We start from the raw sequence: 21,541 nt of genomic DNA, 5'->3' as shown, positions 1-21,541 counted from the left end.
CCGCCGCAGCGACCACTATGCCCCCGAGCGACGGACCCGCGCCGAACGACCCGCTGGATTTCATCCGCCGCGCTGCGCGATTGGCGCAGTCCGACAGGGGAGCGCAGTCAGATAGGGTGAACCCCGCGGGCAAGGCGCTCAAGGCCGACGACGTCAACGCCGCCATCGAACGCATGGTGCGCGACGACAGCGCCGACGACATGGACTCGTTCGGCGTCGACATGTCCGCCGACACGCCGCCAGCGCTCGACTCGATCGACGACGAGTCGGGGCTCAACCACACGAGCGAAGCACCCTCGCGCGGCACGCTGGCCGAAGCGGACTTCTCGGTCGACTCGACGATCGAACTCCCCGAGGGCGACCTCAGCGGCGCCGACGAGTCGGGCGAACCCAGTCTCTCAGACCCGACCGCGTCGAGCAGCCGGGCGCGCAACTCTTCGCGCCAGACGATCCTCGCCACGCCGCTCTACCGGCCGACGCGTCGCCCGCCGATGGCGGTGCTGCATCTGTTCGACGACGACCAGCGCAATTACGAGGCGGTCCGCATCCGTCAGACGCCCTTCGTCATCGGTCGGCAAGACGGCGACCTCGTCGTCGGACACGAACGCCAGATGTCGCGGCGCCACGCCCGCATCGACCGCGTCCAAGAGGGGGACCTCTGGCGCTGGTACTTGGCCGACCTCCGCAGCACCAACGGCACGTTCATCCGCACCAAACAAGCGGCGCTCGAGGACGGCGTCGAGGTGCTACTCGGCGGCGAGCTGGTCCGCTTCGTCGATGCCGGCGCGGGCCCGCCGGCGCTGGTGCGGATCGCTCCCTCCACGGAGGAAGAGCGCATCACCATCTCGCCTGGCGCCCACCTCATCGGCAGCGACCCGGGCGTCTGCCTGCCGTTCTTAAAAGAGAGCCGCTTCCTCGACCCCCAGCACCTGCGCGTCGAGCACGTGAAAGGCCATTGGCAAGTGACCGACCTCTCAAGCACCAACGGCCTTTGGGTGGCGATCACCAAACGGACCGAACTGGTCAGCGGCGCGTCGTTCCAAATCGGCGAACAACGCTTCGCCTTCCATGTGCCGTAGTTCGAGTTTGGGCTAAGCGCGCTTGTCCCCCTCCCCGTTCAAGGGGAGTGGTATGGATGTAGCCCCGTCGATGTCGCTGATGCGGTGCTGCGAGGTTTTGTAGGAGGCGTCTCCGACGCCGATGACGCACACCACGCCGTTTCGAAATGGACGCCGTAATCGGCGTCGGAGACGCCTCCTACAAATATCTCACGTTTTGGCGCGCGGGTTGCAACGCTTGAGGTCGAGAGAGAGCGACGGGCCGATAGCCCGTCGCCACAGTGCAACCGGATGGCGGACGCCGCCGCCTGTGAGATCAGGCGCGTCGATTCCGATGAGGCTGCCCAACTCCGTTGACGGCTAACTTTTTACGCGCCTTCGTTAGCCCGAGGAAACGCCCGACGACAAGCACGCCAAACTGGTCGCTGTCGCACTCGGGTGGGTGACTCACGGACAAGTGGCGGCGTCCGTCCCGGAAGCAGTGGCGCCTGTAATACTTCAAAGCGCACGAGGCCCCGCAGCGGGCGACGGTGACTCCAATCAAAGGGTCCGTCGCTCCTTCGGGGTTTTTTCATTGGCTTGCGTCGCAGAACCGTACGCCCGTATAGTGTCCCCTGCCAGTTCTTAAATCCTTTTCCGCGATCCAACCAATGCCATGTCGCCCGCTTGGAAGACAATGCGGTCGCCGGTCGGCGAGTTGAAGCTCGTCGCCAGCGGCCGTGGGCTGACGGCCATCCTGTGGGAGAACGACGTGCCGACACGCGTCCGGCTCGGGGAGATGCACGAGGAGACGGCCCACCCGGTGCTCGTCGAAGCCGAGCGGCAACTCACCGAGTACTTCGGCCGCGAGCGCACGGCGTTCTCGCTGCCGCTCGACTTCCGCGGCGCCGACTTTCAGAAGCGTGTCTGGCAAGAGCTGCTAACGATCCCCTACGGCGAGACACGCAGCTACGGCGACATCGCCCGCCGCCTCGGCAACGCCCAGGCGTGCCGCGCCGTGGGCGCGGCGAACGGGCGCAACCCGATCTCGATCGTTGCGCCTTGCCACCGCGTCGTGGGGAGCAACGGCAAACTGACGGGTTTTGCGGGTGGCCTCGAAGCCAAGGCGTTCCTGCTCCGGCTCGAAACGGGCGCCGATGAGGAGCCCTTCGCACTGCGGTGAACCGCACGTTGGCCGCCGCGTCGGCGACGCTAAGAGACGCGTTATTGCCGGGAGTTTTGCCAAGACCCTCTGTGAGGCTCTCAGAGCCAATCTACGACGCTTCCGCTCGAGGTGGACAAAAGTATCGCCCCACCCCCTCGAAGGCGATTCTAGGGCCCTTTATGGGCCTCTGGTCGGGTGTTCAGGTCCACCCGGTCTCGGGCCGGCGCCGTGGGGCCATTTGTGTGCCGCTGCTGGCTCGCCAGCAGTGGGCGCCGGGTACCCGCGCCGCTGCGACGGAATACGTCAACGGCGGCGGTGACCATCATCCGTAAACGACTGAGCCGTGGGCGTTACCCACGGCTCAGACGCGACGGTAAATCGAAATTCGTTCTTAGGCGCAGCGCCGTGTCGTGGCGAAGGCCGCGACGCCGGCGAGGCCGAGCAGCAGCGCGGTGGTGGGCTCGGGGACGGGCTGTCCGCTGATCGCGAAGACCACCATCCGATCACCGCCCGTGTTTTGGATCGTCACCGACTCGAGCAGCTTCGCCGAGTCCCCACCCGACAAGGTGAAGTACGACTCGTTGATGCCGATGGCGTCGTTCTGCTGGTAGAAGAGGCGTGTGTAGAGCTCTTCGCTCTTGTTCGATGCGCGCGCCTTCGCTTCAAACGCTTTGTCCGTGCCGGAGTTGAACCAGTCGGAGCCGATGCCGGTCCCCGAATCGACATTGAAGATGGCCGTCGATGCGTCGTCGAACGTCAGGGTGACGGTCGCCGTCTTCGCGCCGAAACCCGAGGCGCCATAGAGAGCGATCGCCGAGTACGCTGCCGGGCTATCGAGCGTCAGCGTTCCCGACTCCCCGCCGTTGAGGCCGACAACATTGTTGGCGGAAAACGATTGGAACTCGAAATTACCGGAGCCGGTGAGGCTGGCGTGCGTCCCCGCCACGAGGCCTTCGAATTCTTGGGGATTGCCGTCGGAGTTCGTGTAGGTCCCTTTCTCGACCCAGGTCCAGTTCTCGCTCTGGCCGAACCCGCCGTCCATCGTGCCGGTGACGGACGCGTCGTAGGGACTGGGGTCATTCAAGACCATGTCGTGGTTCCACCCCGTCACAGCAATGGGGTTCACCTGAGCGCTTGCGGAATTCGCTACGCAGAAGAGGGCCGCCATCGAGCCCATCGCAACCGCTGTTAATTTCATTACTCACTCCCTTCGAATCAGGATGCCGTACTAGTGAGAAGCGAGAGCCCTCCGAGGAACAGGTCGGAGGGCTTACTTGGAGATGGGGCTGATTACATACCGCCACAAGGGGGGAGTGCAAGCCTTTTCCGGTATAATCGCCGGGATTCTCCGGCAATCGGCTATAAAGTGGGTGCGCAGGCTCCCTCGACGCGTGATGCGGGCGCACCGGAAGTCGCCGCTGCGAGCAAGTGTCGAGCATCCGGGGGCTACGGCTGCCGCCTTCGAACGTGGCTGGCCATCGCTAGTCCTAACCACAGGAGGGCTGCCGTCGTTGGTTCCGGCGCATGCCCCAACGAGCCCAGCAATCGGGTCGAGGCGTCGTCTACGCCAGATCCGTAATTCGCTTGCCACGTCGCGTACTGAGCGGGGCCGATGACGCCGCCATCCACGTCGTTGGGAAGGGTACCGGCTGGTTGACCGACAGCGTCACGCCAGGACGTGTAATCGGCGGCGTCGATCACGCCGTCGCTGTTGTAGTCGCCGGGAATCGAGACGGGTGCTTCATACGCGCCAATATCAACGACCGCTCCCTGCGGACGCGGCGTACCTTCCAAGTCAGCAGCGGGCGCCAACTGATTCCAGCCGGCGTCACGGGCAGGAGACCCTTCGCGCAAGCGGTAGTCCCCCGCCGTTGCGTCAACAAACAACTCATCCGCCGTGGCCACCAACGAGTTGGAATCGAGCCCGGTTTGCGTCTGCCATTGAGGGAGGGTGAGGATTGACCCGCCGCCGTTCGTCGTCAGTCGCGAGATCATCACGTTGTAGTCGCTAACGGTTCCGGTAAGGCTATCTTGCGATATGTCGATGGCGCCACGAGAGCTGTGATCGCTAATAAGGATATTGTTGGCGATCGTCGTGTCGGTCGAACCATTCTGAAGATTGAGCGCCCATCGCCCGTCGTTAGCCTGGTGGATGGTGTTGTTGGCGACGACATTACCGCTGGACGGCTCGGCGCCATCGATCCGGTAGAGAGAGATCCCGCTGGCATGGGCGTTGTAGATCAGGTTGTTCTCGATCACCGAGTTCCGGACACCATCCAAGTTGATGCCGCTCCCCCCGCCAACGCCGTTGTCGTAGATGACGTTGCCGTCGATATGCGCCTCCTCGATGACGCCATCGAGCCCGCTTGAGACGTCGGCGTTGACGTGGATGCCATTGGCGCGGTTTCCGAACGACGTGTTGTTGCGAATGATGGGGCGGTCTCCGCTGTTGCCGACGTAGATGCCATGCTCCCTCGCCGAGTTCGAGGTGCGGTTCCCTTCGATCAAGAGGTCGTCCACGAAACCCGTCAGGATCCCCCACACGGTGTTGTCGCGACTGATGGTGTTGCGAATCGTCACGAACTCCGCAAAGGCCTGCTGCCCTCCGACATACGGACCCACGGTCCGCACACCGGCGCGTGGCATCCCAATAACCTCGAAGCCATCGATCGTGACGTACGAGGCGCCTTCCAGGTTGATCCCGTCCGGCGTCGTGCCGTTCCGCGCGGTAACCCGAGCGCCCGGCTCGGCAAGGAATTCGATACGGCCATCCGCGACGCCGCTACGGGTAAGGTGAAAGCCGACGTAGTCCCCCGGTCGCACGATGACGCGATCGCCTGCGCTTACTTGGTCAGCAGCGTACTGCAGTGATTCCCAGGGGCTCGTCGCCGATCCATTTGCGGCGTTACTCCCTGACGGCGAGACGTAGTAAGTCGCAGCAACGCCATAGCTGGACGAAATTACAATCAAGAAGGTCGCAATTGGCCACGGCATGATCTCAATCTCCTTGGCTAGGCAGGTCCGCTGTGCCCGATGGAGTCCGGGCAGTAAGTTGCCCGCGCTCTTCTTGAGAAATGGCGCGCGGTACAGACACGCTTCTTTTACCGCGCGGTCCTTCCATGAAACCGCATTTGAACGTCCCTAGCAGGGCACAATCCGTACCAAGTGCTATCGGTGCGAGCTAGCGGCGCCACCGCTTGGCGCTTTCCACAGGCTGCTCAGAAGTCTGCCAGAACGTGCCTTGCCCCGCGGTGGAGGGCGAGACGCCCCCTCTAAGGCGACTTCAGTTCCTTCGACGGGGTTCTGAGCTGAGATTTTGGACCCAAGGCACTACCTCCAAGGCACTACCTCGGCGTCTTCGCGGCCCTTGTTGCCCCCCCCTCGTCGGGCGGCCGCACGTCGCAGCTTAGCGGCGCCCCTGCGACATGGAGACCCGGTTTCGATCGAGAGCCACGCGTCCAGGGGCAACACGTCAACGCCTCAGATCTGCGTGCCACTGCTGGCTCGTCCAGCAGTGGGCGCCGGGTACGCGCTTCGCACTGCTGGGCGAGCCAGCAGTGGCACCCGCCGCCGCGTTGCCTGAGCGGCGTTAGGAGCTTGGTCGAGCCCATGGCGCCCGGCCCGGATTGCCCAAAGGCCAGCCTCTCGGTACGAGAGCTATGGCATAGCTCTAGGAGCCCCTAGGACGCTGCGAGGCAAGCGCCGGCGATTGGTTTGAGACTTAGGTCATCGAACCGCAAACGCTCGCCAGCCGAGCTCTGTGGGGCTGTGGCGAGGAGGCGGTTCTTTCGGGGTTTCTGGCCGATTTCTCGGCCGATTTGGCCACCTTCGTGTGCCACTGCTGGGCGAGCCTGCCGTGCCACCTGCCGGCGAAGTGGCGACGCGGTTTAGATCGAGAGTCGAGCGTCCTGGGCTACGGCTGCCGCGTTCGATGTCGGCTGCTCGACACCCGCGATTGGCTGATTCAGCATGCTCCCGGCCATCCGGGAGAGGCAAAGCCTTGATCGAACTCCCACCCTCCCGACAACAGCTCGCTGTGAAATCGCAACTGATCTTCTCGGGATGTGATGTCGCACGATGTTGCCAATTGAACAGCGATGAGACTCCGTCCCGTGCTTGAGATGGAGAAGCTAACGTCCAACGCTTCCGACTCAATATCTTCCAAAATCACTGAGGCGCCTTCGTGAATCTGAAAGGGCAGTTCTACCATTTTTCTATATCTACCACGCGCTCCTGTCCTACTATTAGTTAGATCGACACAAAGTACAGTGGGGAACGCTCCCATTTCAGAACTCAACCCAATGTCGTAGGGAGAAGACTAAGTACGTTACGGTGACTCCTTGACTTGCTCTACGGCAGCACCGACGCGAAACCGAACTGCCGGAAGTGATCGTCTAGTGACAATGCCTCGGTGATGCCTAGCCGCTGCATCACCGCGTAGCTGGTGCAGTCGGTGAAGCTCCACTGCTTGTCGGTGAAGCGTTGAACTAATCGCCACGCTTCGGTGAAGTCGTCGTCAGTGACGCGGATAAAGTCACAGAAGCCCGAGTCCAACAGCGAAGGGACTCGCTGAACGGCGACTCGTCGCAGGCCGCGACCGACTAGCAGAGTCACTACCTCGTCGAGGATGTAGTCGGTGGTGACAAGCGAAGCAGAGTGTTCAATAAGCAGGGATTTGCAAGCGACGTGGTACGCGGCGTTCTCGACAAACGCGGCGTACCAGACGCTGGTATCAACGAACACCATGGCGATTACGCTGGACCGTTGGGGCCGCCGTAGAGAATATCGTCATGGTTGGCTGGGTCCCAACCATCCTCAGGCCCCTTGCAGTCGGGGTCGGCTTCTATTTCCGCGAACAACTTCTCCCACGCGGCTCGACGGCGCGTTGCTAGATCCTCGCCGCCCTTGTCATTCACCTCGGGCGCAGGTTCAGCGGGCTGGATGAGGACTTTGGTCCGTTCAGGGAGAGAGATGGGGCCGATGAACTTGGCGACGCCACCTTCGATAATGCCTTCGTAGGATTCCATGTTGCAATCTTATCTCAAGGCCTTGAGTGAGAGCAAACTTTTGCTCAGAGCGAACTCCGACCGATGCCGTACACCCTCCCCTAGCCCCTCCCTCAGAGAGGGAGGGGGATACGCGCCATCAAAGGTCCGTCTTGATCGCCAGTTCTTTGAGTTGCTTCGCGTCCACCAACCCCGGCGCCTCGGTCATCAGGTCGGTCGCCTTCTGTGTCTTCGGGAACGCGATCACGTCGCGGATGTTGTCGTAGCCGCCGAAGAGCATGACGACGCGGTCGAGGCCCAGGGCGATGCCGCCGTGCGGCGGGGCGCCGTAGGCGAGGGCTTCGAGCAGGAAGCCGAAACGGTCGGCGGCGGTCTCTTTGTCGATGCCGAGCAAACCAAAGACCTTCGACTGGACTTCGGGATCGTGGATCCGGATCGTGCCGCCGCCCGCTTCGTAGCCGTTGATGATCAGGTCGTACGCCTTCGCCCGGCACTTGCCCGGGTCGTCATCAAGGTTCACGACGTGCTCGTCGAGCGGCGCCGTGAACGGGTGGTGCATCGCCGACCACTTGCCGACCGCTTGCGGGTTGTCGGAGTCCTCGGTGCGTTCGAACATCGGGAACTGCACGACCCACGAGAAGTTCATCGCCTTCGGGTCGTACAGCTTCATCTCCTCGCCGATCTTCTTCCGCAAGTTGTGCAGCAGCTTGCACGTCGGCAGCCACTGATCGGCGGAGAAGAGGACGAGGTCGTTCGCCTTGGCGCCGAGCCGCTCGGCCATCTCGGCCTTCAGCTCGTCGGTGAAGTACTTGCCGATGTTCGAGTCGAGCTTGCCGGCGTCGTCGACACGGAAGTACGCCAAGCCCTTGGCGCCGAGGCCTCTCGCAAATTCGGTCAATGCGTCGATGCCGCGACGGCTGTAGTGGTTCGACCCGCCGGGGACGCAGATCGCCCGCACGTGGCCGCCCGCTTCAACGACCGACGTGAAGACGCCGAACTCGCACTTCGCCGCAAGGTCGGTTAGGTCGGTGATCTCGCAGCCGTAACGCAGGTCGGGCGCGTCGTGGCCGAAGCGGCGCATCGCTTCGTCGTACGTCATCCGCGGCAAAGGTAACTGGACATCGAGGCCAAGCACTTCCTTCGCCAACTTCTGCATCAGTCCGTCGATGATCGTCATGATGTCGTCGTCATCGATGAACGCCATCTCGAGGTCGATCTGCGTGAACTCGGGCTGCCGGTCGGCGCGGAGGTCCTCGTCGCGGAAGCAGCGCGCAACCTGCACGTAGCGGTCGTAGCCCGCGATCATCAGGATCTGCTTGTAGAGCTGCGGCGACTGCGGCAGCGCGTAGAACTTGCCGTGATGCACGCGCGACGGCACGAGGTAGTCCCGCGCGCCCTCGGGCGTGCTGCGGCCAAGGATCGGCGTCTCGACGTCGATGAAGCCGAGGTCGGCGAAGTAGTCGCGCATCCCCTTGGTGATCTGGTCCCGCAAGATCAGCGCGCGCTGCATCGACTGGCGACGCAGGTCGAGGTAGCGGTGCTTGAGACGCAGGTCCTCGTTGGGGACTTCGGTGATCGACTCGCTCGGCGAGACGGGCGGCACCTTTGATTTATTGAGCAGCTTCAGCTCGGTGACGCGGAGCTCGATCTCGCCCGACTTGTGCTTGAGGTTCGCCATGCCGGTGGGGCGCGGCTCGACGTTGCCGGTCACCTGGATGACGTACTCGGCCCGCAGGTCCTTCGAGGCCTCGATGATCGCCGGCGGCGTGTCGGGCGGGTTGAACACCACCTGCGTGATGCCGTACCGGTCGCGGAGGTCGATGAAGAGGCCGCCGCCGTGGTCGCGGTAGCTATCGACCCAGCCACAAAGCGTGGCGGTGGTCCCGGCATGGGTCAGACGGAGATCGCCACAGGTATGCGTCCGCAACACGTTAGCCTCAAACGATGTCTTGTTTGGTAGGGATAACCACAGAGGCACGGAGGACGCTGAGGGACGCACAGAGAAGCAGCTCTCTGTGCGTTCTCGGTGACCTCTGTGCCTCGGTGGTTAATTCAGAACCGCAGATTCTAAGCCGGACGGCTATTGTTTGGAACGGAGCCAGACGCCGAGCCTTTCCATCCCCTCAGCTGTCGAAATCCGCGGCCGGTAGCCGAAATCCTCAGCGGCGGCCTCTTTGTCGAACCAGTGGTCGGTCGCCAGCTGGCGGGCGACGAAGCGGGTCATGCGGGGTTCGCGGCGCCAGTTGCGGGAGGACCAGTGCTTGGCCTCCAGCAGGGCGCCGGCGGCGTAGGCGGCCCGTGCGGAGACCGACCGCGTCACCGGCGGCAGGTCCACCAGGGCGAGGATCTCGTCGACCCACCGCCACAGATCGACGGGCTCGGCCTGGGTGATGAAGTACGCCTTGCCGGCGTTCTTTGGCTCCGGTTTGTCGAGTTCATCGGCCGCCAGCAGATGGGCCTCCGCGGCGTTCTCGACATAGACCATGTCGACGCGATTCCCCCCCGGCCCGACGCGGCGGAGCTGCCCCGAACGGGCGCGTTCCACCAACCGTGCTGTAAGGTGATGGTCGCGCGGCCCCCACACCAGATGCGGTCGCAACGAGGTCGTGCGCAGCATGCCGCTGCCGGCGACATCGCTGCCGTCTTGCGTGAGGACGAAGTCCTCGGCGATCGCCTTGGAGTGCGGGTAGTGGGCGAGCCAGCGCGTCGGGTAAGGAACGTCGGCCATGACGCCGCGCTGGTCCTTGCCATCGAAGACAACGCTGGGGCTCGACGTAAACACCAGCCGCGTGACGCCCTGCTCGCGGCAAGCGCCGAGGACGTTGAGCGTGCCGTGGACGTTGGCTTGAAAGTAGTCGAACCACTTCCCCCACACACCGACCATGCCGCCGACATGGAACACGCAGTCGACTTCCTCGCAAGCACGCATCACGGCGTCACGGTCCGCCAAGTCGCCACGGACCATCTCGACGCCGAGCGCGTCGAGCTCTGGGTACGCACCGCGCGCAAGGCCGCGGACCTCATCGCCACGGGCGACGAGTTGTTCGCAGATATAGCGGCCAAGAAAGCCGCCGGCGCCGGTGACGAGGTAGCGAGGCAAGTCGAATGCGGATTGGGGAATGCCGATTGGGGATGGAAACGATGGCGAGCCCCACTTAGCCCCCGGTCAATGACCGGGGGCTAAATGCGGAGGGGAGTTTAAGTTTTGCGTCGCTTCGCAAGTTCTTTCGCCGCCCAAATGGCGAGTTCCTCACGGCGGATTTTGGAGTTGTGGCGGATGTCGGTGGGGAGTTTGGGGTGACGTAGGAAGGTGTGAATGCCGCGAGTCGCCTCGCTACTCGCCGCCAGTTCAAGGAGCTGGCTCGGAATCTCGGCTAGCAATGCGTCATAGTCGGGACCAGGAAGACGATGCAACATCTGCGCTGGGTCGAACGTTTCGTAGACCACGACGGGCATTCGCGACTCTCGTTTGACAACACCAACGAGGGCTGTGCGATAGACCATTGGCTGCTTGTTGAAGACGTTCTCAACGCACTCGGTATGGAGCGTACCTTGCTCCGTCACCACGCGTTGCGACTTCCGTCCGCAGTACCAGAAGCGGCCCTCGGCGTCGAAGTAGCCGACGTCGCCCATGCGGTGCCAGATCGTGTCGCCGTCTTGAATCTTGGCGACGACATTGTGGACGCTCCAACTCGCGATGGATGCGGTGGGGTCGTGTGCGAAGTGATAGGAAGACGAGACTTGGGGTCCGCGGACGATGAGCTCGCCGATTTCACCGGTGGGGAGTTCTTCCGTTTCGTCGATCGTGGCGATGGGGGTGTCGGTGATGCGGATGACGCGCCATTCGAAGTCCCCACCCCCGACTACCGTCGAGGGCTCGCCATCCATTGAATCCGCAATCCGCAATCCACCTTCCGCATTTCCCCTCGTCCCCCGTCCCCCGTCCCTCGTCCCAAACTTTTTCCCCACACAAACGCCCGCCCCAGCGTCCGTCTTCGCCGCCGTTTCGCCCAGAATCTCCTGCGCTTCGATCGTTGCGATCGGCAGGGCTTCGGTGGCGCCGTACGGCGTGTGCATCTGGGCGTCGGGGTGGACGCAAGCCAGCGTTCGCCGCAGGACCTTCACCGGCACCGGAGCGCCGCAGGAGAGAATCTTTTTGAGCGTGGGGATTCGCTCGCCGGTGGATTCGCAGTAGCGACTGACGCGGTCCCACACCGCCGGCGATGCGAAGGCTTGCGTCACCTTCCACTTATTTGCGGCGGCGAGGATCTTTTTCGAGTCGCACGACGCGGGTCTGGAAAAATCCATGTCGGGGAGCACCGTCGTAACGCCGCAGGCGACGTTGAACAGGCCGAAGAGCGGGAAGCACGCCAAGTCGATGTCGCCGGGCCGGATGTTGTACTCCGCCTGGATCATCGCGCACTGTGTGACGAACGTCTCGTGCGTGTAGAGCACGCCTTTCGGCGGCCCGGTGCTGCCGGAGGTGAAGACGATCGCGGCGGGATCAGTGGCGGTGGTGTGAGGTAGATCAGTAGCTCCCCTCCCTTGTAGGGAGGGGTTAGGGGAGGGTGGAACGCTTCCGTCGTCGTGCCGGCATTTTAGCGCTTCGTTGTTCAAACCGGGCGGGGCACAAACAGAAGTCCCTCCACCGGACACCGTACCCCCTCCCCTAGCCCCTCCCCCCAAGGGGGAGGGGGTAGTCGATTGCCCAAGCTTTCTCAACGATGCCAGCGTCTCCCCGCCCCAAAACCACCGCCGGCCCACCGTGACGTTCAACTTCGCCTTGGCGAACTGCTTCCGCTTCACGACACGCAGCGCGTGACCTAACGGGATCGCCACGAAACCATCGGGCTCGGTCGACGCCAAACAGCGGACGATGTTCTTGCGGCCGAGGCCCGCGTCCACGAGCACCATCGTCGCGCCGGTTCGCAGTAGCGCGAAGACGAGCGTGACGAACTCGACGCTGGGCTTCACTAAGAGCGCGATGCGTTTGCCGGGGCCGACGCCCATCGCCGCTAAGCCGCGAGCGGCGAGCGTCGCGTCGCGGTCGATCTCGCCGAAGGTGATCGTCTCCCAGCCGCTTGACGGCTTAGCGGCCGCCAGCGCGATCGCGTCGGGCCGCTCCCGCGCCGCCTCGGCGAGGCGGTCGGCGACATTCATGCGGGGCTGTAAGGAGCGGTCCATAGCCTTGCGATTGTCGCTGAAGGCCGTAGGTTCGGCGAGGGTCGCTCGAACAGCCAAAACGCGGTTATCATCCACGCTCCGTCACCAATCTCAGCCCCCGCTAAACCGCGAGCGTCCGCGATGCCCCTGCTCGGTTCCCACATGTCGGCCGCCGGCGGCTGTTACAAAGCGGTCGAAGCCGCCGCGGCCGTCGGCTGCGACGTCGTGCAGGTCTTCACCAAGAACAACAACCAGTGGAACGCCAAGCCGCTCACCGACGCGGATTGTGACGCTTTTAAGAACGCCCTGGTCGAACGGAAGATCACGCACCCGATTTCGCACAACTCGTACCTCATTAACCTTGGCTCGCCCGACGACGAGTTGTGGAAGAAGTCGATCGACGCGATGGTTGTCGAGCTGCTGCGGGCCGAGCAGCTCGGCATCCCCTACGTGGTCGCCCACCCGGGAGCGTTCACCACCAGCAGCGAAGAGGCGGGCATCAAGCGGATCGCCAAGGGGCTCGACGAGGTCCACAAGCAGACGAAGAAGGTCGAGGCCCAAGTCTTGCTCGAGACGACCGCGGGGCAGGGGTCGCATCTCGGCTGGCGCTTCGAGCATCTCGCCGACATCATCGCCAAGGCGAAAAACCCGGACCGCATCGGCGTCTGCTTCGACACCTGCCACGTCTTCTCGGCTGGTTACGCGATGACGGAGAAGAAGGACTATCAGGCGACGATGCGTGAGTTCGACAAGCTCGTCGGCTGCGACCGCATCAAGGCGTTCCACCTTAACGATTCGTTAAAACCGTTCGGCGCTCGCAAGGACCGCCACGCGGCGATCGGCGAGGGCGAGATGGGCCTCGAACCGTTCCGCCACCTGCTGAACGACAAGCGTTTCAAGAAGACGCCGATGTACCTCGAAACGCCCAAGGGCCTCCAAGACAGCGAAGACCTCGACGTGATCAACCTACGCGTCCTGCGCTCGCTCGTGGCTTAGTTGATTCACCACGACGGACACGACGAGCACGACGGACGATAAGAAGAGGTAAGATCAACCGAGATAGCTTGCGTGACTCGGCGTGAACTGAGAGGGCGGTCGTCGTGTCCTTCGTGCCCGTCGTGGTTCATTTATAACGGCTGTAACGTCATTCGACGTCAAGCGTAGTTATTCGCGGGCGGCAAAGTTTTGACCCGCGGGGGTGGTTGCGGTAGATTCTTGGCATCTCAACCGCGGCCTCCGGGGCGTCGCCGATGGGCGTCACCTACTACAAGCGTTACCGAATGGAGGCCGACCTCCGCCGTGATTGGCGGCGGCCGACGCTGCCGCACGGCTATCGCTACGCGCCGTGGTCGGCCGACCAGCTGCTGGAGCACGCCGAGGCGAAGTTCCACGCCTTCCAAGGCGAGATCGACGCGGGCGTCTTCCCATGCCTATCGGACGAGGACGGCTGCTTACGGCTCATGGAAGAAATCGCCAGCAAGCCCGGCTTCCTGCCTGAGGCGACGTGGCTGGTTGAGTTCCACGACGCGCCCGGCCCGCCCGAGCCCGTCGGCACGATCCAGGGCATCCGGATCACGCCGCGCTACGGCAGTATCCAGAACGTCGGCGTCACCCCCTGGGCGCGGAGCCGCGGCATCGGTCGGGCGCTGGTGATTGCGGCCCTCGAGGGCTTCCGCGACGTGGGTCTGCAGCGGGCGACGCTCGACGTCACCGCCACCAACGCCCCGGCCGTGCAGATGTACCTGTCGCTTGGGTTCCAGCGCGTCAGCACCAGTTACCGCGCGACTTCGTCGTCGCTTGAGTTTGCCTAAACGCAATCCGTCAAACGCGAGCTCTCAGGCAGCGACGCTTGCTGGCTCAGCGACTGCTGTGCACTGGCATCGGCTTTGCGTTGCTGAGCACGTTCCGGCTTTGATTACTGATAGCGATCCCCGGCGTGATGCGAACGAGCGTTCCTTTCCGACAGACAAGTCGCCCATGTACGAATCCGAGTTCCCCCTCTGGGAGGTCGCCGCCCGCTTAGCCGCGGCACTGGTGGGTGGCGCGCTGTTGGGCATCGAGCGCGAGGCGAAGCACAAGCCCGCCGGCCTACGCACCAACATGCTGGTCAGCGTCGGGGCGGCCGCAGTGATGTTGTTGACGCTCGACTTGTGCCGGGAGGTCGCCGAGTTTGCGATGGATTCCGATGTCTCGAAGACACACGTCCCCAACCTCGATCCGCTCCGCACCGTGGCGGGGGTTATCGGCGGCATCGGATTTCTAGGCGCGGGCTCGATATTCAAGTCGCAAGGTGACGTCGAGGGCATCACCACCGCCGCGGCGATCTGGACATCCGGGGCAATCGGGCTCGCTTGCGGAGCGGGGCGGTTTGAGATCGCGGCGGCGACCGTTGTGCTGGCTCTCGTGATCCTCGCCGTCGTCGATGGCGTCACCCATGCGCTGACGCCGAAGAGCTAATCGGGTCTCTGGCGCCCGCTTTGCGATCTCAGCGTCATCCCTCACCAATACCCGGCGCAAATGAAAACCACTGCCTGCTGCTGCGGCGCGACGCTGTACTTTGACAACACAAGTTGCTCGTCGTGCGACCGGCAAGTTGGCTGGTGTGACGCCTGTGGCCAACTGGCCGCGGTGGAACGAGACTCGAGCACCTGCCTCGCCTGTGGCGTTGGCGTGACGCCCTGCGCGAATCGCTCGGCTTACTCCGTGTGCAATGGGATGATCGCGACGGGCGCCGGCCCGCTCTGTCGCCGCTGCGTGACGACGACGCTGGTTCCCGACTTAAGCGACCCGGCGAACGTTGAACGCTGGGGCGTCCTCGAAGCGGGCAAACGCCGCCTGCTCTACGGTCTCGACGCCATCGGTCTCGGCGAGGCCTGGCGCGAGGGCGAGCCGCCGTTGCGGTTCAAGTTCGCCGCCGACCAGGGCGACGAGAAGACCCTCACCGGTCACGCCGACGGCGTCATCACGATCAACCTCAAAGAAGCGGACCCGGTCCACCGCGAGATCGCCCGCCAGGAGTTTGGCGAGCCGCAGCGGACCGTCATCGGCCACCTGCGGCACGAGTTCGGCCATTACCTGCAGAAGCGGCTCTTCGGCGATGAGCCCGGCCCTGAGGTCACCGCCGTCTTCGGCGACCCTGCGCCGCTCGACTACAGCGAAGCGCTGGAGCGTTACTACGAGAACGGCCCGCCTGAGGATTGGCGAGACCGGCACATCAGTGCCTACGCGTCGACCCACCCGTGGGAAGACTTTGCCGAGACGGCGTCGTTCTATCTCGATATGCAGGCGGTGCTCGACACGCTGGCGGCCCATGGCGTGATTGTCACCGAAGTTCCCGCGGACTTCGACGCGGCGATCGCCTCCTATCAAGAGGCCGCATTAAGGCTCAACGAAGTCAACCGCGCGATGGGACTAACCGACCTCGTGCCCTACATCGTCCCGCCGCCGGTGGTTGAGAAGTTGCGGCTGATCGACAACGGCGTCCGCGCCGCGGCCGGGAGATAGGGCGTTCAATTATACGGCGTCGATCATGTCGATCCGGCGCTGATGCCGACCGCCGTCGAACGGCGTCGTCAGCCAGGCGTCGACGATCTTCAGGGCCAGCTCCTCGCTGACTTGTCGCTCGCCGATCGACAGGCAGTTGGCGTTGTTGTGGCGCCGGCCCAGCTCGGCCGTCTCGACGCTCCAGCAGAGCGCGCAACGCACGCCGCGGACGCGGTTGGCGACGATCGCTTCGCCGTTGCCCGATCCGCCGAGCACGATCGCCCGGTCGGCTTCACCCCGGGCGACCGCCTCGGCCGCGGGACGGATGAACTCGGGGTAGTCGCACGACTCAGTCGAGTCGCAGCCGTGGTCGGTGACCTCGTGCCCGAGCTCGGCCAGATGGCTCTTAATAAGTTCTTTGTAGCGGTAACCGGCGTGGTCCGAGGCGATGGCGATCTTCATGGGCAGGGCGTTTGGCGCTGAGCGGGACGATCACGGGTTCGCTGACGGGAGTCAGCGGACATCGTAGTGCGAGCATCGTAGCAGGTTCGACGACGCCTAGCTTTCCCAGTACACGGCGCCATCCGAGTCAAACGCCAGCGGTCGCGGGTCGATCTCTAGCCGGGGTCGCTCGCCCCGCGCCGCGGCGATCATCGCCGCCACCAGCCCGCCCCGTACGACGCGCCGCAGGCCGACGTACGAGGTTGTCAGCCGCGGATTGACCTCGATCACCACGTCGAGCGTGCCGGTGGGGTCGTCCCCTAGCACTAGGTCGACGCCGGCCCAACCAACCAACGGCGGCAGCGCCGCAATGGCCCGCAGCGCGAGCGATGTCGCACGTTCGGCGAGCCCTCCGGCCAAGGGCGTTGACCCGCCGAGGTAGGAGAAGCGACCATCGACCGATAGCCGTTGCCGACAGGGCGGCAGGGCGATCGCTTCGCCGCCGGCGACGCCGATCACCGCGACGCTCACCCCCACGCCCGGCACATAGCGCTCGAGCCTCCGCGGCCAGGCGTAGGCCGGCGGGTTGTCGTAAGCGTGCGCGACGACGTGCGTGTCCTGCGAACCGGCGCCGTCGAGCGGCTTGAGCACGGCGGGGTACGCGAACGCCTGCGGCAAGGCGGTGTCGGGATCGATCCGTACGGCCTGCGGCGTCGGCACGCCCGCCGCACTTAGCGAGTTAGCGGTTCGCTCTTTATTGCCGGCGATAGCGATGAACGACGAACGAGGCGACACAAGCTTGGCGCCGACCGACTCTAGCCGCCGCACCGTCTGCAAGAGGACGCCATCGGTTTCCGGCGCGATAACCAAGACGCCGTCCGCCTGCGAGGCGAGTTCTTCGAGCCCCGCGTCGTGCTCGCTGCGGCTGGCGACTTCGACAACCTCAGCGCCCGCCGCCGCCAAGTGTGGCAAGCGCAGGTCCCGCAGCAACGAGCGATGGCGAATGGCTTCAACGCCAGCCGCGTCCGCCGCCACGGCTTGGACCATCGCCAGGCCTTCACGCAGCAGCGACTCCGGCAATGACCCCTCACTACCAACCAGCCCGCCGCCGGTGATCCATTCGTAGATCAGGAGCCGCATGAATTAGCCGCGGATGCGATTCGTGGGTACAGACTCAACCCATAAGTCGTACTTTAAAAATTAAATGGAGTAAGCAACACCGAGGAGTGTACCGTTACGAAGGACATCCGCGTCTATCTGCGTCCATCTGCGGCTAACTGAACTTGAACCACATCAGGCTCCTCCGCGCTCAAGAGGTCCTCGACGCGGCGGCCGGTGCGAGTGGCTTCGTAGAGGACGCCGGCGCGGAAGCTACTGCGGACCATCGGGCCGGAGGCGACGCCGGCGAAGCCCATCTCGTACGCTTGGTCGCGGTACCGATCGAACTGCTCCGGCGTCACATAACGATCAACAGGCAAGTAACGCTCTCCGGGCCGGCCCGGCGTCAGATACTGGCCAAGGGTGACGATATCGACACCCGCCTCTTCACGCAGCCGGCGCATCGCATCGCGGACTTCGTCGTCGGTCTCGCCGAGGCCAACCATCAAGCTGCTCTTTGTAGCGAGGTCAGGCCGTAAGCGTTTGGCTTCACGGAGGATCGTCAGCGACTGGTCGAACGACGCCCGCGGGTCGCGCACTTGTTTGTCGAGGCGGGGGGCGCATTCGACGTTGTGGGCGAAGACGCTGAGGGGGAGGGACGAGGGGCTAGGGACGAGGGACGAGGGACCGGAGCCGCCTAGTAGCAGTTGCAACGAGGCCAGGTTACCGGCTAGATCGCTGCCTAATAGTTCGATGCCGATATTGGGGTCGCGCTGGTGGATGGCTTCGACGCAGGCTCGGTAGTGGCTCGCGCCGCCATCAGGCATGTCGTCGCGGTTCACCACCGTGATGACGACGTACTTGAGGCCCATCCGCTGGACGGCGTCGGCGAGGTGTTCGGGCTCGTCCACGTCGGGCGGGGCCGGGGCCCGCAACGTCTGCACGCTGCAGAACCGGCAGCCACGGGTGCACTCCTTGCCGGCCACCATGAAGGTCGCCGTGCCGCGGCCCCAGCAATCGTGGATGTTCGGGCAGCGGGCCTCTTCGCAAACCGTGTGGAGGGCGTTGCCATCGACGGCGCCCTGCGTGCGGTTGAACAGCCGCAGTGCGTCGCCCGACGGCAGCTCGGATCGCAGCCACTGGGGCAGACGCGGGCGGTTGGTCTTGGTTTCGCGGGCGGGGACGGTCGACATGCTTTCCTTACCGTGAGCGTAGCGGTGAGAATCCCATTATCGCACTGTAGGACCCCCAGCGAAACGCCCCACTCCCTACCCATCTTTTCCTGCCCACTGCCCACTGCCGACTCTCTATGCGCCCAATCACCCTGCTGGTAATTCTCGACGACGAGGGCCTGTGCGACCCCCACGCCGCCGAGGAGGCCGCCCGGGCCCGCTTCCCGGACGTACCGATCGACCGCGTCATCCCGCTTGAAGAACTGCGCCTCGGCGCCTGGCTCCACGCCCACCGAGCCAAGCGCTGCCGCACGGCAGCCGATGTGCTCCGCACCCCCGAGCGCCAGCAGTCCGTCGTCGTAGATATCGACCTCTGATTCGTTGTGGCGTCCCTTGGCGTCTTGGCGGTTCCCCTAAAACCGGTCTGCCCCCATCGCCGCCGGTTTGCGACACTGCTGGCGCCCCCACTTCGCCAACCTTGTCCCCGACGCCACTCACCCGAGTGGATGCCGCTGTGTCCAACGCCACGCCCCCCGCCGCAGGATTCAACCCCGCCACCCAGCTCCCGCTGCCTCGGCAGATGCTGCGGTCCTGCGCTCGCAATCGCTTCCGACGCAAGGCGGTTGATTCTACCGGCGGCTCACTAACGGGCGGGCAGGCGCTGATGAAGGCGCTGGTGCTGCGGCGACTGTTGGAGCGCCACGTCCTGGCGCCCGATGAGAAACGCGTTGGCGTTCTTTTGCCGCCCTCGACTGGCGGCCTTGTCGTCAACGCGGCGCTCGCGCTGATGGGTCGCGTCGCGGTGAACCTTAACTACTCCGCCTCGGAAGAGACGATCAATGCCTGCATCCAGGCGGCCGGCATCCGCCACGTCCTCACTAGCGGCAAGGTGCTCGAAAAGCTCGGCATGAATCTCGTCGGCGAGATCGTGCTGCTCGAATCTTTCAAAGACAAGGTTACTTTCGGCGACAAACTAGCGGGCGTTGTTGGCGGCTACCTCACGCCGGTGGCGACGCTCGAACGCCGGCTAGGCCTCGCCAAGATCGACATGCAGGACATGGTGACGATCATCTTCACCAGCGGCTCCACAGGCCGGCCGAAGGGCGTGGTCCTCACGCACGAGAATATCGTCTCGAACATCCGCGCGTTCGAGAGCGCGGTGCACCTCGACCGTGACGATGTCCTGCTGGGCATCCTGCCGTTCTTCCATGCCTTCGGCTACACCGTGACGCTGTGGGCGCCGCTGATCCTCGACGTGGCCGGCGCGTACCACTTCAACCCGCTCGACGCTCGGCAGGTCGGCAAGCTCTGCCAAGAGACCAAAGCGACGATCCTACTCTCGACACCGACCTTCCTGCGTTCGTACATCAAGCGAGTGGAGCCCGCGGACTTCGCGACGCTCGACGTCGTGGTCGTCGGCGCAGAGAAGATGCCGATCCCCGTTGCCGACGCGTTCGAGAAGCGCTTCGGCGTGCGTCCTGTTGAAGGCTACGGCGCGACGGAGCTCGCACCGGTCGCCGCGGTGAACATCCCGCCGACGCGTTCGCGCACCGCCGAAGCCGATCTCCGTGAAGGGAGCATCGGCAAGCCACTCCCCGGCGTGCGGGCGCGCGTCGTTGATCCCGAGACGCTCGTCGAGTTGCCGCTGGAAACGGAGGGGATGCTCGAAGTCACCGGCCCCAACCTCATGCAGGGTTACCTCGACGACCCCGACAAGACGGCGGAGGTCGTCAAGGACGGCTGGTACATCACCGGCGACATGGCCCGCATCGACCCCGACGGTTTCATCTACATCACGGGTCGCCAGAGCCGGTTCTCGAAGATCGGCGGCGAGATGGTGCCGCACCTCCGCGTCGAGGAAGAGATCCAGGAGTACCTCGCCGCCGAGGACGAAGAACGCCAACTCGCTGTCGTCACCGGGGTCCCCGACGAGAAGAAGGGTGAACGCCTCGTGGTGCTCCACCTGCCGATCGACAAAACGCCCGACGAGATCGTTACCGCCCTGAGAACCAAGGGCCTGCCGAACCTCTGGGTCCCCGGCACGGACTGCTTCCTCGAAGTGCCGGAGCTGCCGCTCTTGGGTTCCGGCAAGCTCGACCTCAAGGGCCTCGCGAAGGTGGCGCTCGAACGCTTCGGAAAGTAGTTTCCGCTGTGCGGACCGTGGTTTTGACCTTCCTGTGCGAAGCGGGATTCCACTCGACACAACCCTCTGCGGTCCGCCCAGCGGACCCTACGGAGGGTCTACTCCGCCGAAAGGGTCGGCTCGGGGCCGTTCATCCGCCGGCTGTCCATCGCCGTCACCTTCATCGCCCCGCCGCAACAAAGCGGCAGGGTGTCTTCTTCGCTGATGCGTTCGGTGCGACGGCACTGGGGGCATTTGACTACCATCAGCCGCTCGAACGATTTACGAACCGCTGGGACCGCCGCGGCGAACGAGGCTTCGATGCACTCCATCGCGCCTCGCAGGACCTCATGGGTCGGGACCGTTATCGGCGACGGTTCATCGACGCCTTGAGGATCCACCATGATCTCTTTCACGCCCTCGATCCGCAGCCGCAGCAAGAAGTCGAGCAGCACATGGCTGCGGAGTTCGACCGTGCGATAAGCGGCGCCGAGATCGGCCACGTAGGCCCGCGCGGCGGCCTCGCTGGTAAAGACAACCGCCGCGTCGTGGTCGTCCATCAGGACGCCGAAGGAGGGGAGGTAGTCGGACCGGCGGTCTTTGACGGTGTAGAGCATGTTCAACTCGCAGGGGTTGATCCAACGGCGGGGTTCCGCGGCGCGCCGGTTCTTACGAACGATGCACGTCGCGCGCCAGTCGCCATTTGCGCGGCTAGACGCGGAACTCCGACCAGGATTGGTTTGTCTGACGAGCAGACTGGCCGGCATGAAGCCAACGTGGGAGAGGCTAGAGGCTAGAGGCTAGAGGCTAGAGGCTAGAGAATGGCGGGAGATTGCTTCCTCTTGCCCCGGAGC

At 64.2% G+C, this 21,541-nt stretch carries 19 protein-coding genes; 8 read left to right on the top strand and 11 right to left on the bottom strand.

The window, feature by feature from the left end:
• Positions 1 to 17 precede the first annotated feature (17 nt).
• Together Spa11_RS05750 and Spa11_RS05745 are read left to right on the top strand one after the other, a co-directional pair.
• On the top strand, positions 18 to 1,079 hold the full coding sequence (locus Spa11_RS05750) for an FHA domain-containing protein (RefSeq protein WP_145109218.1): 1,062 nt from the start codon (positions 18 to 20) through the stop codon (positions 1,077 to 1,079).
• Positions 1,080 to 1,713: 634 nt separating this feature from the next.
• Positions 1,714 to 2,220: a methylated-DNA--[protein]-cysteine S-methyltransferase gene (locus tag Spa11_RS05745; protein WP_145109215.1), complete on the top strand. Its 507-nt coding sequence runs from the start codon at positions 1,714 to 1,716 to the stop codon at positions 2,218 to 2,220.
• A 373-nt stretch (positions 2,221 to 2,593) separates the two neighbouring features.
• On the opposite strand, the gene Spa11_RS05740 is transcribed toward Spa11_RS05745, so the two are convergent.
• The 7 genes from Spa11_RS05740 to Spa11_RS05710 all read right to left on the bottom strand — a co-directional run bounded on the left by Spa11_RS05740 (position 2,594) and on the right by Spa11_RS05710 (position 12,392).
• Positions 2,594 to 3,400 (bottom strand): PEP-CTERM sorting domain-containing protein, encoded by an 807-nt coding sequence (locus tag Spa11_RS05740; RefSeq protein WP_145109212.1) that lies wholly within the window; start codon positions 3,398 to 3,400, stop codon positions 2,594 to 2,596.
• Between the two features lie 248 nt (positions 3,401 to 3,648).
• Positions 3,649 to 5,196 (bottom strand): right-handed parallel beta-helix repeat-containing protein, encoded by a 1,548-nt coding sequence (locus Spa11_RS05735; RefSeq protein ID WP_145109209.1) that lies wholly within the window; start codon positions 5,194 to 5,196, stop codon positions 3,649 to 3,651.
• Between the two features lie 1,356 nt (positions 5,197 to 6,552).
• Positions 6,553 to 6,948, bottom strand: a complete 396-nt coding sequence (locus Spa11_RS05730) for a type II toxin-antitoxin system VapC family toxin (RefSeq protein WP_145109206.1) — start codon at positions 6,946 to 6,948, stop codon at positions 6,553 to 6,555.
• A 5-nt stretch (positions 6,949 to 6,953) separates the two neighbouring features.
• The gene (locus tag Spa11_RS05725) at positions 6,954 to 7,229 is read right to left on the bottom strand and encodes a hypothetical protein (RefSeq protein WP_145109203.1); all 276 of its coding nucleotides are present in this window, start codon (positions 7,227 to 7,229) and stop codon (positions 6,954 to 6,956) included.
• A 118-nt stretch (positions 7,230 to 7,347) separates the two neighbouring features.
• Positions 7,348 to 9,138 carry an aspartate--tRNA ligase gene (gene aspS, locus Spa11_RS05720; protein ID WP_145109200.1) on the bottom strand — a complete coding sequence of 597 codons (1,791 nt, stop codon included), beginning with the start codon at positions 9,136 to 9,138 and terminating at the stop codon, positions 7,348 to 7,350.
• A gap of 150 nt (positions 9,139 to 9,288) precedes the next feature.
• Positions 9,289 to 10,308, bottom strand: coding sequence for an NAD-dependent epimerase/dehydratase family protein (locus Spa11_RS05715; protein ID WP_145109197.1), 1,020 nt, complete (start codon positions 10,306 to 10,308; stop codon positions 9,289 to 9,291).
• 98 nt (positions 10,309 to 10,406) lie between these two features.
• On the bottom strand, positions 10,407 to 12,392 hold the full coding sequence (locus Spa11_RS05710; RefSeq protein WP_145109194.1) for an AMP-binding protein: 1,986 nt from the start codon (positions 12,390 to 12,392) through the stop codon (positions 10,407 to 10,409).
• Between the two features lie 120 nt (positions 12,393 to 12,512).
• Here Spa11_RS05710 and Spa11_RS05705 point away from each other — a divergent pair, with 120 nt between their 5' ends.
• From Spa11_RS05705 to Spa11_RS05690, 4 genes are all read left to right on the top strand, one after another.
• Entirely contained in the window at positions 12,513 to 13,367 is an 855-nt protein-coding gene (locus Spa11_RS05705; RefSeq protein ID WP_145109191.1) for a deoxyribonuclease IV, read from the top strand.
• Between the two features lie 254 nt (positions 13,368 to 13,621).
• Positions 13,622 to 14,182, top strand: coding sequence for a GNAT family N-acetyltransferase (locus Spa11_RS05700; RefSeq protein ID WP_145109188.1), 561 nt, complete (start codon positions 13,622 to 13,624; stop codon positions 14,180 to 14,182).
• Between the two features lie 166 nt (positions 14,183 to 14,348).
• Entirely contained in the window at positions 14,349 to 14,828 is a 480-nt protein-coding gene (locus Spa11_RS05695; protein WP_145109185.1) for an MgtC/SapB family protein, read from the top strand.
• A gap of 60 nt (positions 14,829 to 14,888) precedes the next feature.
• Positions 14,889 to 15,875: a putative zinc-binding metallopeptidase gene (locus Spa11_RS05690; protein WP_145109182.1), complete on the top strand. Its 987-nt coding sequence runs from the start codon at positions 14,889 to 14,891 to the stop codon at positions 15,873 to 15,875.
• 9 nt (positions 15,876 to 15,884) lie between these two features.
• Here the strand turns inward: Spa11_RS05690 and Spa11_RS05685 are convergent, their stop codons facing one another.
• The 3 genes from Spa11_RS05685 to lipA all read right to left on the bottom strand — a co-directional run bounded on the left by Spa11_RS05685 (position 15,885) and on the right by lipA (position 18,586).
• Entirely contained in the window at positions 15,885 to 16,316 is a 432-nt protein-coding gene (locus Spa11_RS05685) for a ribose-5-phosphate isomerase (RefSeq protein WP_145109179.1), read from the bottom strand.
• A gap of 96 nt (positions 16,317 to 16,412) precedes the next feature.
• Positions 16,413 to 17,435 carry an ATP-grasp domain-containing protein gene (locus Spa11_RS05680; protein ID WP_145109176.1) on the bottom strand — a complete coding sequence of 341 codons (1,023 nt, stop codon included), beginning with the start codon at positions 17,433 to 17,435 and terminating at the stop codon, positions 16,413 to 16,415.
• A 113-nt stretch (positions 17,436 to 17,548) separates the two neighbouring features.
• Entirely contained in the window at positions 17,549 to 18,586 is a 1,038-nt protein-coding gene (gene lipA, locus Spa11_RS05675; protein WP_145109173.1) for a lipoyl synthase, read from the bottom strand.
• Positions 18,587 to 18,702: 116 nt separating this feature from the next.
• Between lipA and Spa11_RS05670 the strand changes: the two genes are divergently transcribed.
• Positions 18,703 to 18,942 carry a hypothetical protein gene (locus Spa11_RS05670; RefSeq protein WP_145109170.1) on the top strand — a complete coding sequence of 80 codons (240 nt, stop codon included), beginning with the start codon at positions 18,703 to 18,705 and terminating at the stop codon, positions 18,940 to 18,942.
• 137 nt (positions 18,943 to 19,079) lie between these two features.
• Positions 19,080 to 20,708, top strand: coding sequence for an AMP-binding protein (locus Spa11_RS05665; RefSeq protein WP_145109167.1), 1,629 nt, complete (start codon positions 19,080 to 19,082; stop codon positions 20,706 to 20,708).
• A 98-nt stretch (positions 20,709 to 20,806) separates the two neighbouring features.
• On the opposite strand, the gene Spa11_RS05660 is transcribed toward Spa11_RS05665, so the two are convergent.
• Positions 20,807 to 21,304, bottom strand: coding sequence for a hypothetical protein (locus tag Spa11_RS05660; protein ID WP_145109164.1), 498 nt, complete (start codon positions 21,302 to 21,304; stop codon positions 20,807 to 20,809).
• Positions 21,305 to 21,541: the final 237 nt, after the last annotated feature.

The sequence above is a fragment of the Botrimarina mediterranea genome, assembly GCF_007753265.1.
Taxonomy (GTDB): Bacteria; Planctomycetota; Planctomycetia; order Pirellulales; family Lacipirellulaceae; genus Botrimarina; species Botrimarina mediterranea.
The sequence above is the reverse complement of the archived record's forward strand: the minus strand, read 5'-3'. Positions and strand labels throughout refer to the sequence as shown.

What these genes read in the sequence shown, in the direction of transcription:
- Spa11_RS05750 (WP_145109218.1), top strand. Translation starts at nt 18, where the DNA reads ATGCCCCCGAGCGACGGACCCGCGCCGAACGACCCGCTGGATTTCATC.
- Spa11_RS05745 (WP_145109215.1), top strand. Translation starts at nt 1,714, where the DNA reads ATGTCGCCCGCTTGGAAGACAATGCGGTCGCCGGTCGGCGAGTTGAAG.
- Spa11_RS05740 (WP_145109212.1), bottom strand. Translation starts at nt 3,400, where the DNA reads ATGAAATTAACAGCGGTTGCGATGGGCTCGATGGCGGCCCTCTTCTGC.
- Spa11_RS05735 (WP_145109209.1), bottom strand. Translation starts at nt 5,196, where the DNA reads ATGCCGTGGCCAATTGCGACCTTCTTGATTGTAATTTCGTCCAGCTAT.
- Spa11_RS05730 (WP_145109206.1), bottom strand. Translation starts at nt 6,948, where the DNA reads ATGGTGTTCGTTGATACCAGCGTCTGGTACGCCGCGTTTGTCGAGAAC.
- Spa11_RS05725 (WP_145109203.1), bottom strand. Translation starts at nt 7,229, where the DNA reads ATGGAATCCTACGAAGGCATTATCGAAGGTGGCGTCGCCAAGTTCATC.
- Spa11_RS05710 (WP_145109194.1), bottom strand. Translation starts at nt 12,392, where the DNA reads ATGGACCGCTCCTTACAGCCCCGCATGAATGTCGCCGACCGCCTCGCC.
- Spa11_RS05705 (WP_145109191.1), top strand. Translation starts at nt 12,513, where the DNA reads ATGCCCCTGCTCGGTTCCCACATGTCGGCCGCCGGCGGCTGTTACAAA.
- Spa11_RS05700 (WP_145109188.1), top strand. Translation starts at nt 13,622, where the DNA reads ATGGGCGTCACCTACTACAAGCGTTACCGAATGGAGGCCGACCTCCGC.
- Spa11_RS05695 (WP_145109185.1), top strand. Translation starts at nt 14,349, where the DNA reads ATGTACGAATCCGAGTTCCCCCTCTGGGAGGTCGCCGCCCGCTTAGCC.
- Spa11_RS05690 (WP_145109182.1), top strand. Translation starts at nt 14,889, where the DNA reads ATGAAAACCACTGCCTGCTGCTGCGGCGCGACGCTGTACTTTGACAAC.
- Spa11_RS05685 (WP_145109179.1), bottom strand. Translation starts at nt 16,316, where the DNA reads ATGAAGATCGCCATCGCCTCGGACCACGCCGGTTACCGCTACAAAGAA.
- Spa11_RS05680 (WP_145109176.1), bottom strand. Translation starts at nt 17,435, where the DNA reads ATGCGGCTCCTGATCTACGAATGGATCACCGGCGGCGGGCTGGTTGGT.
- lipA (WP_145109173.1), bottom strand. Translation starts at nt 18,586, where the DNA reads ATGTCGACCGTCCCCGCCCGCGAAACCAAGACCAACCGCCCGCGTCTG.
- Spa11_RS05670 (WP_145109170.1), top strand. Translation starts at nt 18,703, where the DNA reads ATGCGCCCAATCACCCTGCTGGTAATTCTCGACGACGAGGGCCTGTGC.
- Spa11_RS05660 (WP_145109164.1), bottom strand. Translation starts at nt 21,304, where the DNA reads ATGCTCTACACCGTCAAAGACCGCCGGTCCGACTACCTCCCCTCCTTC.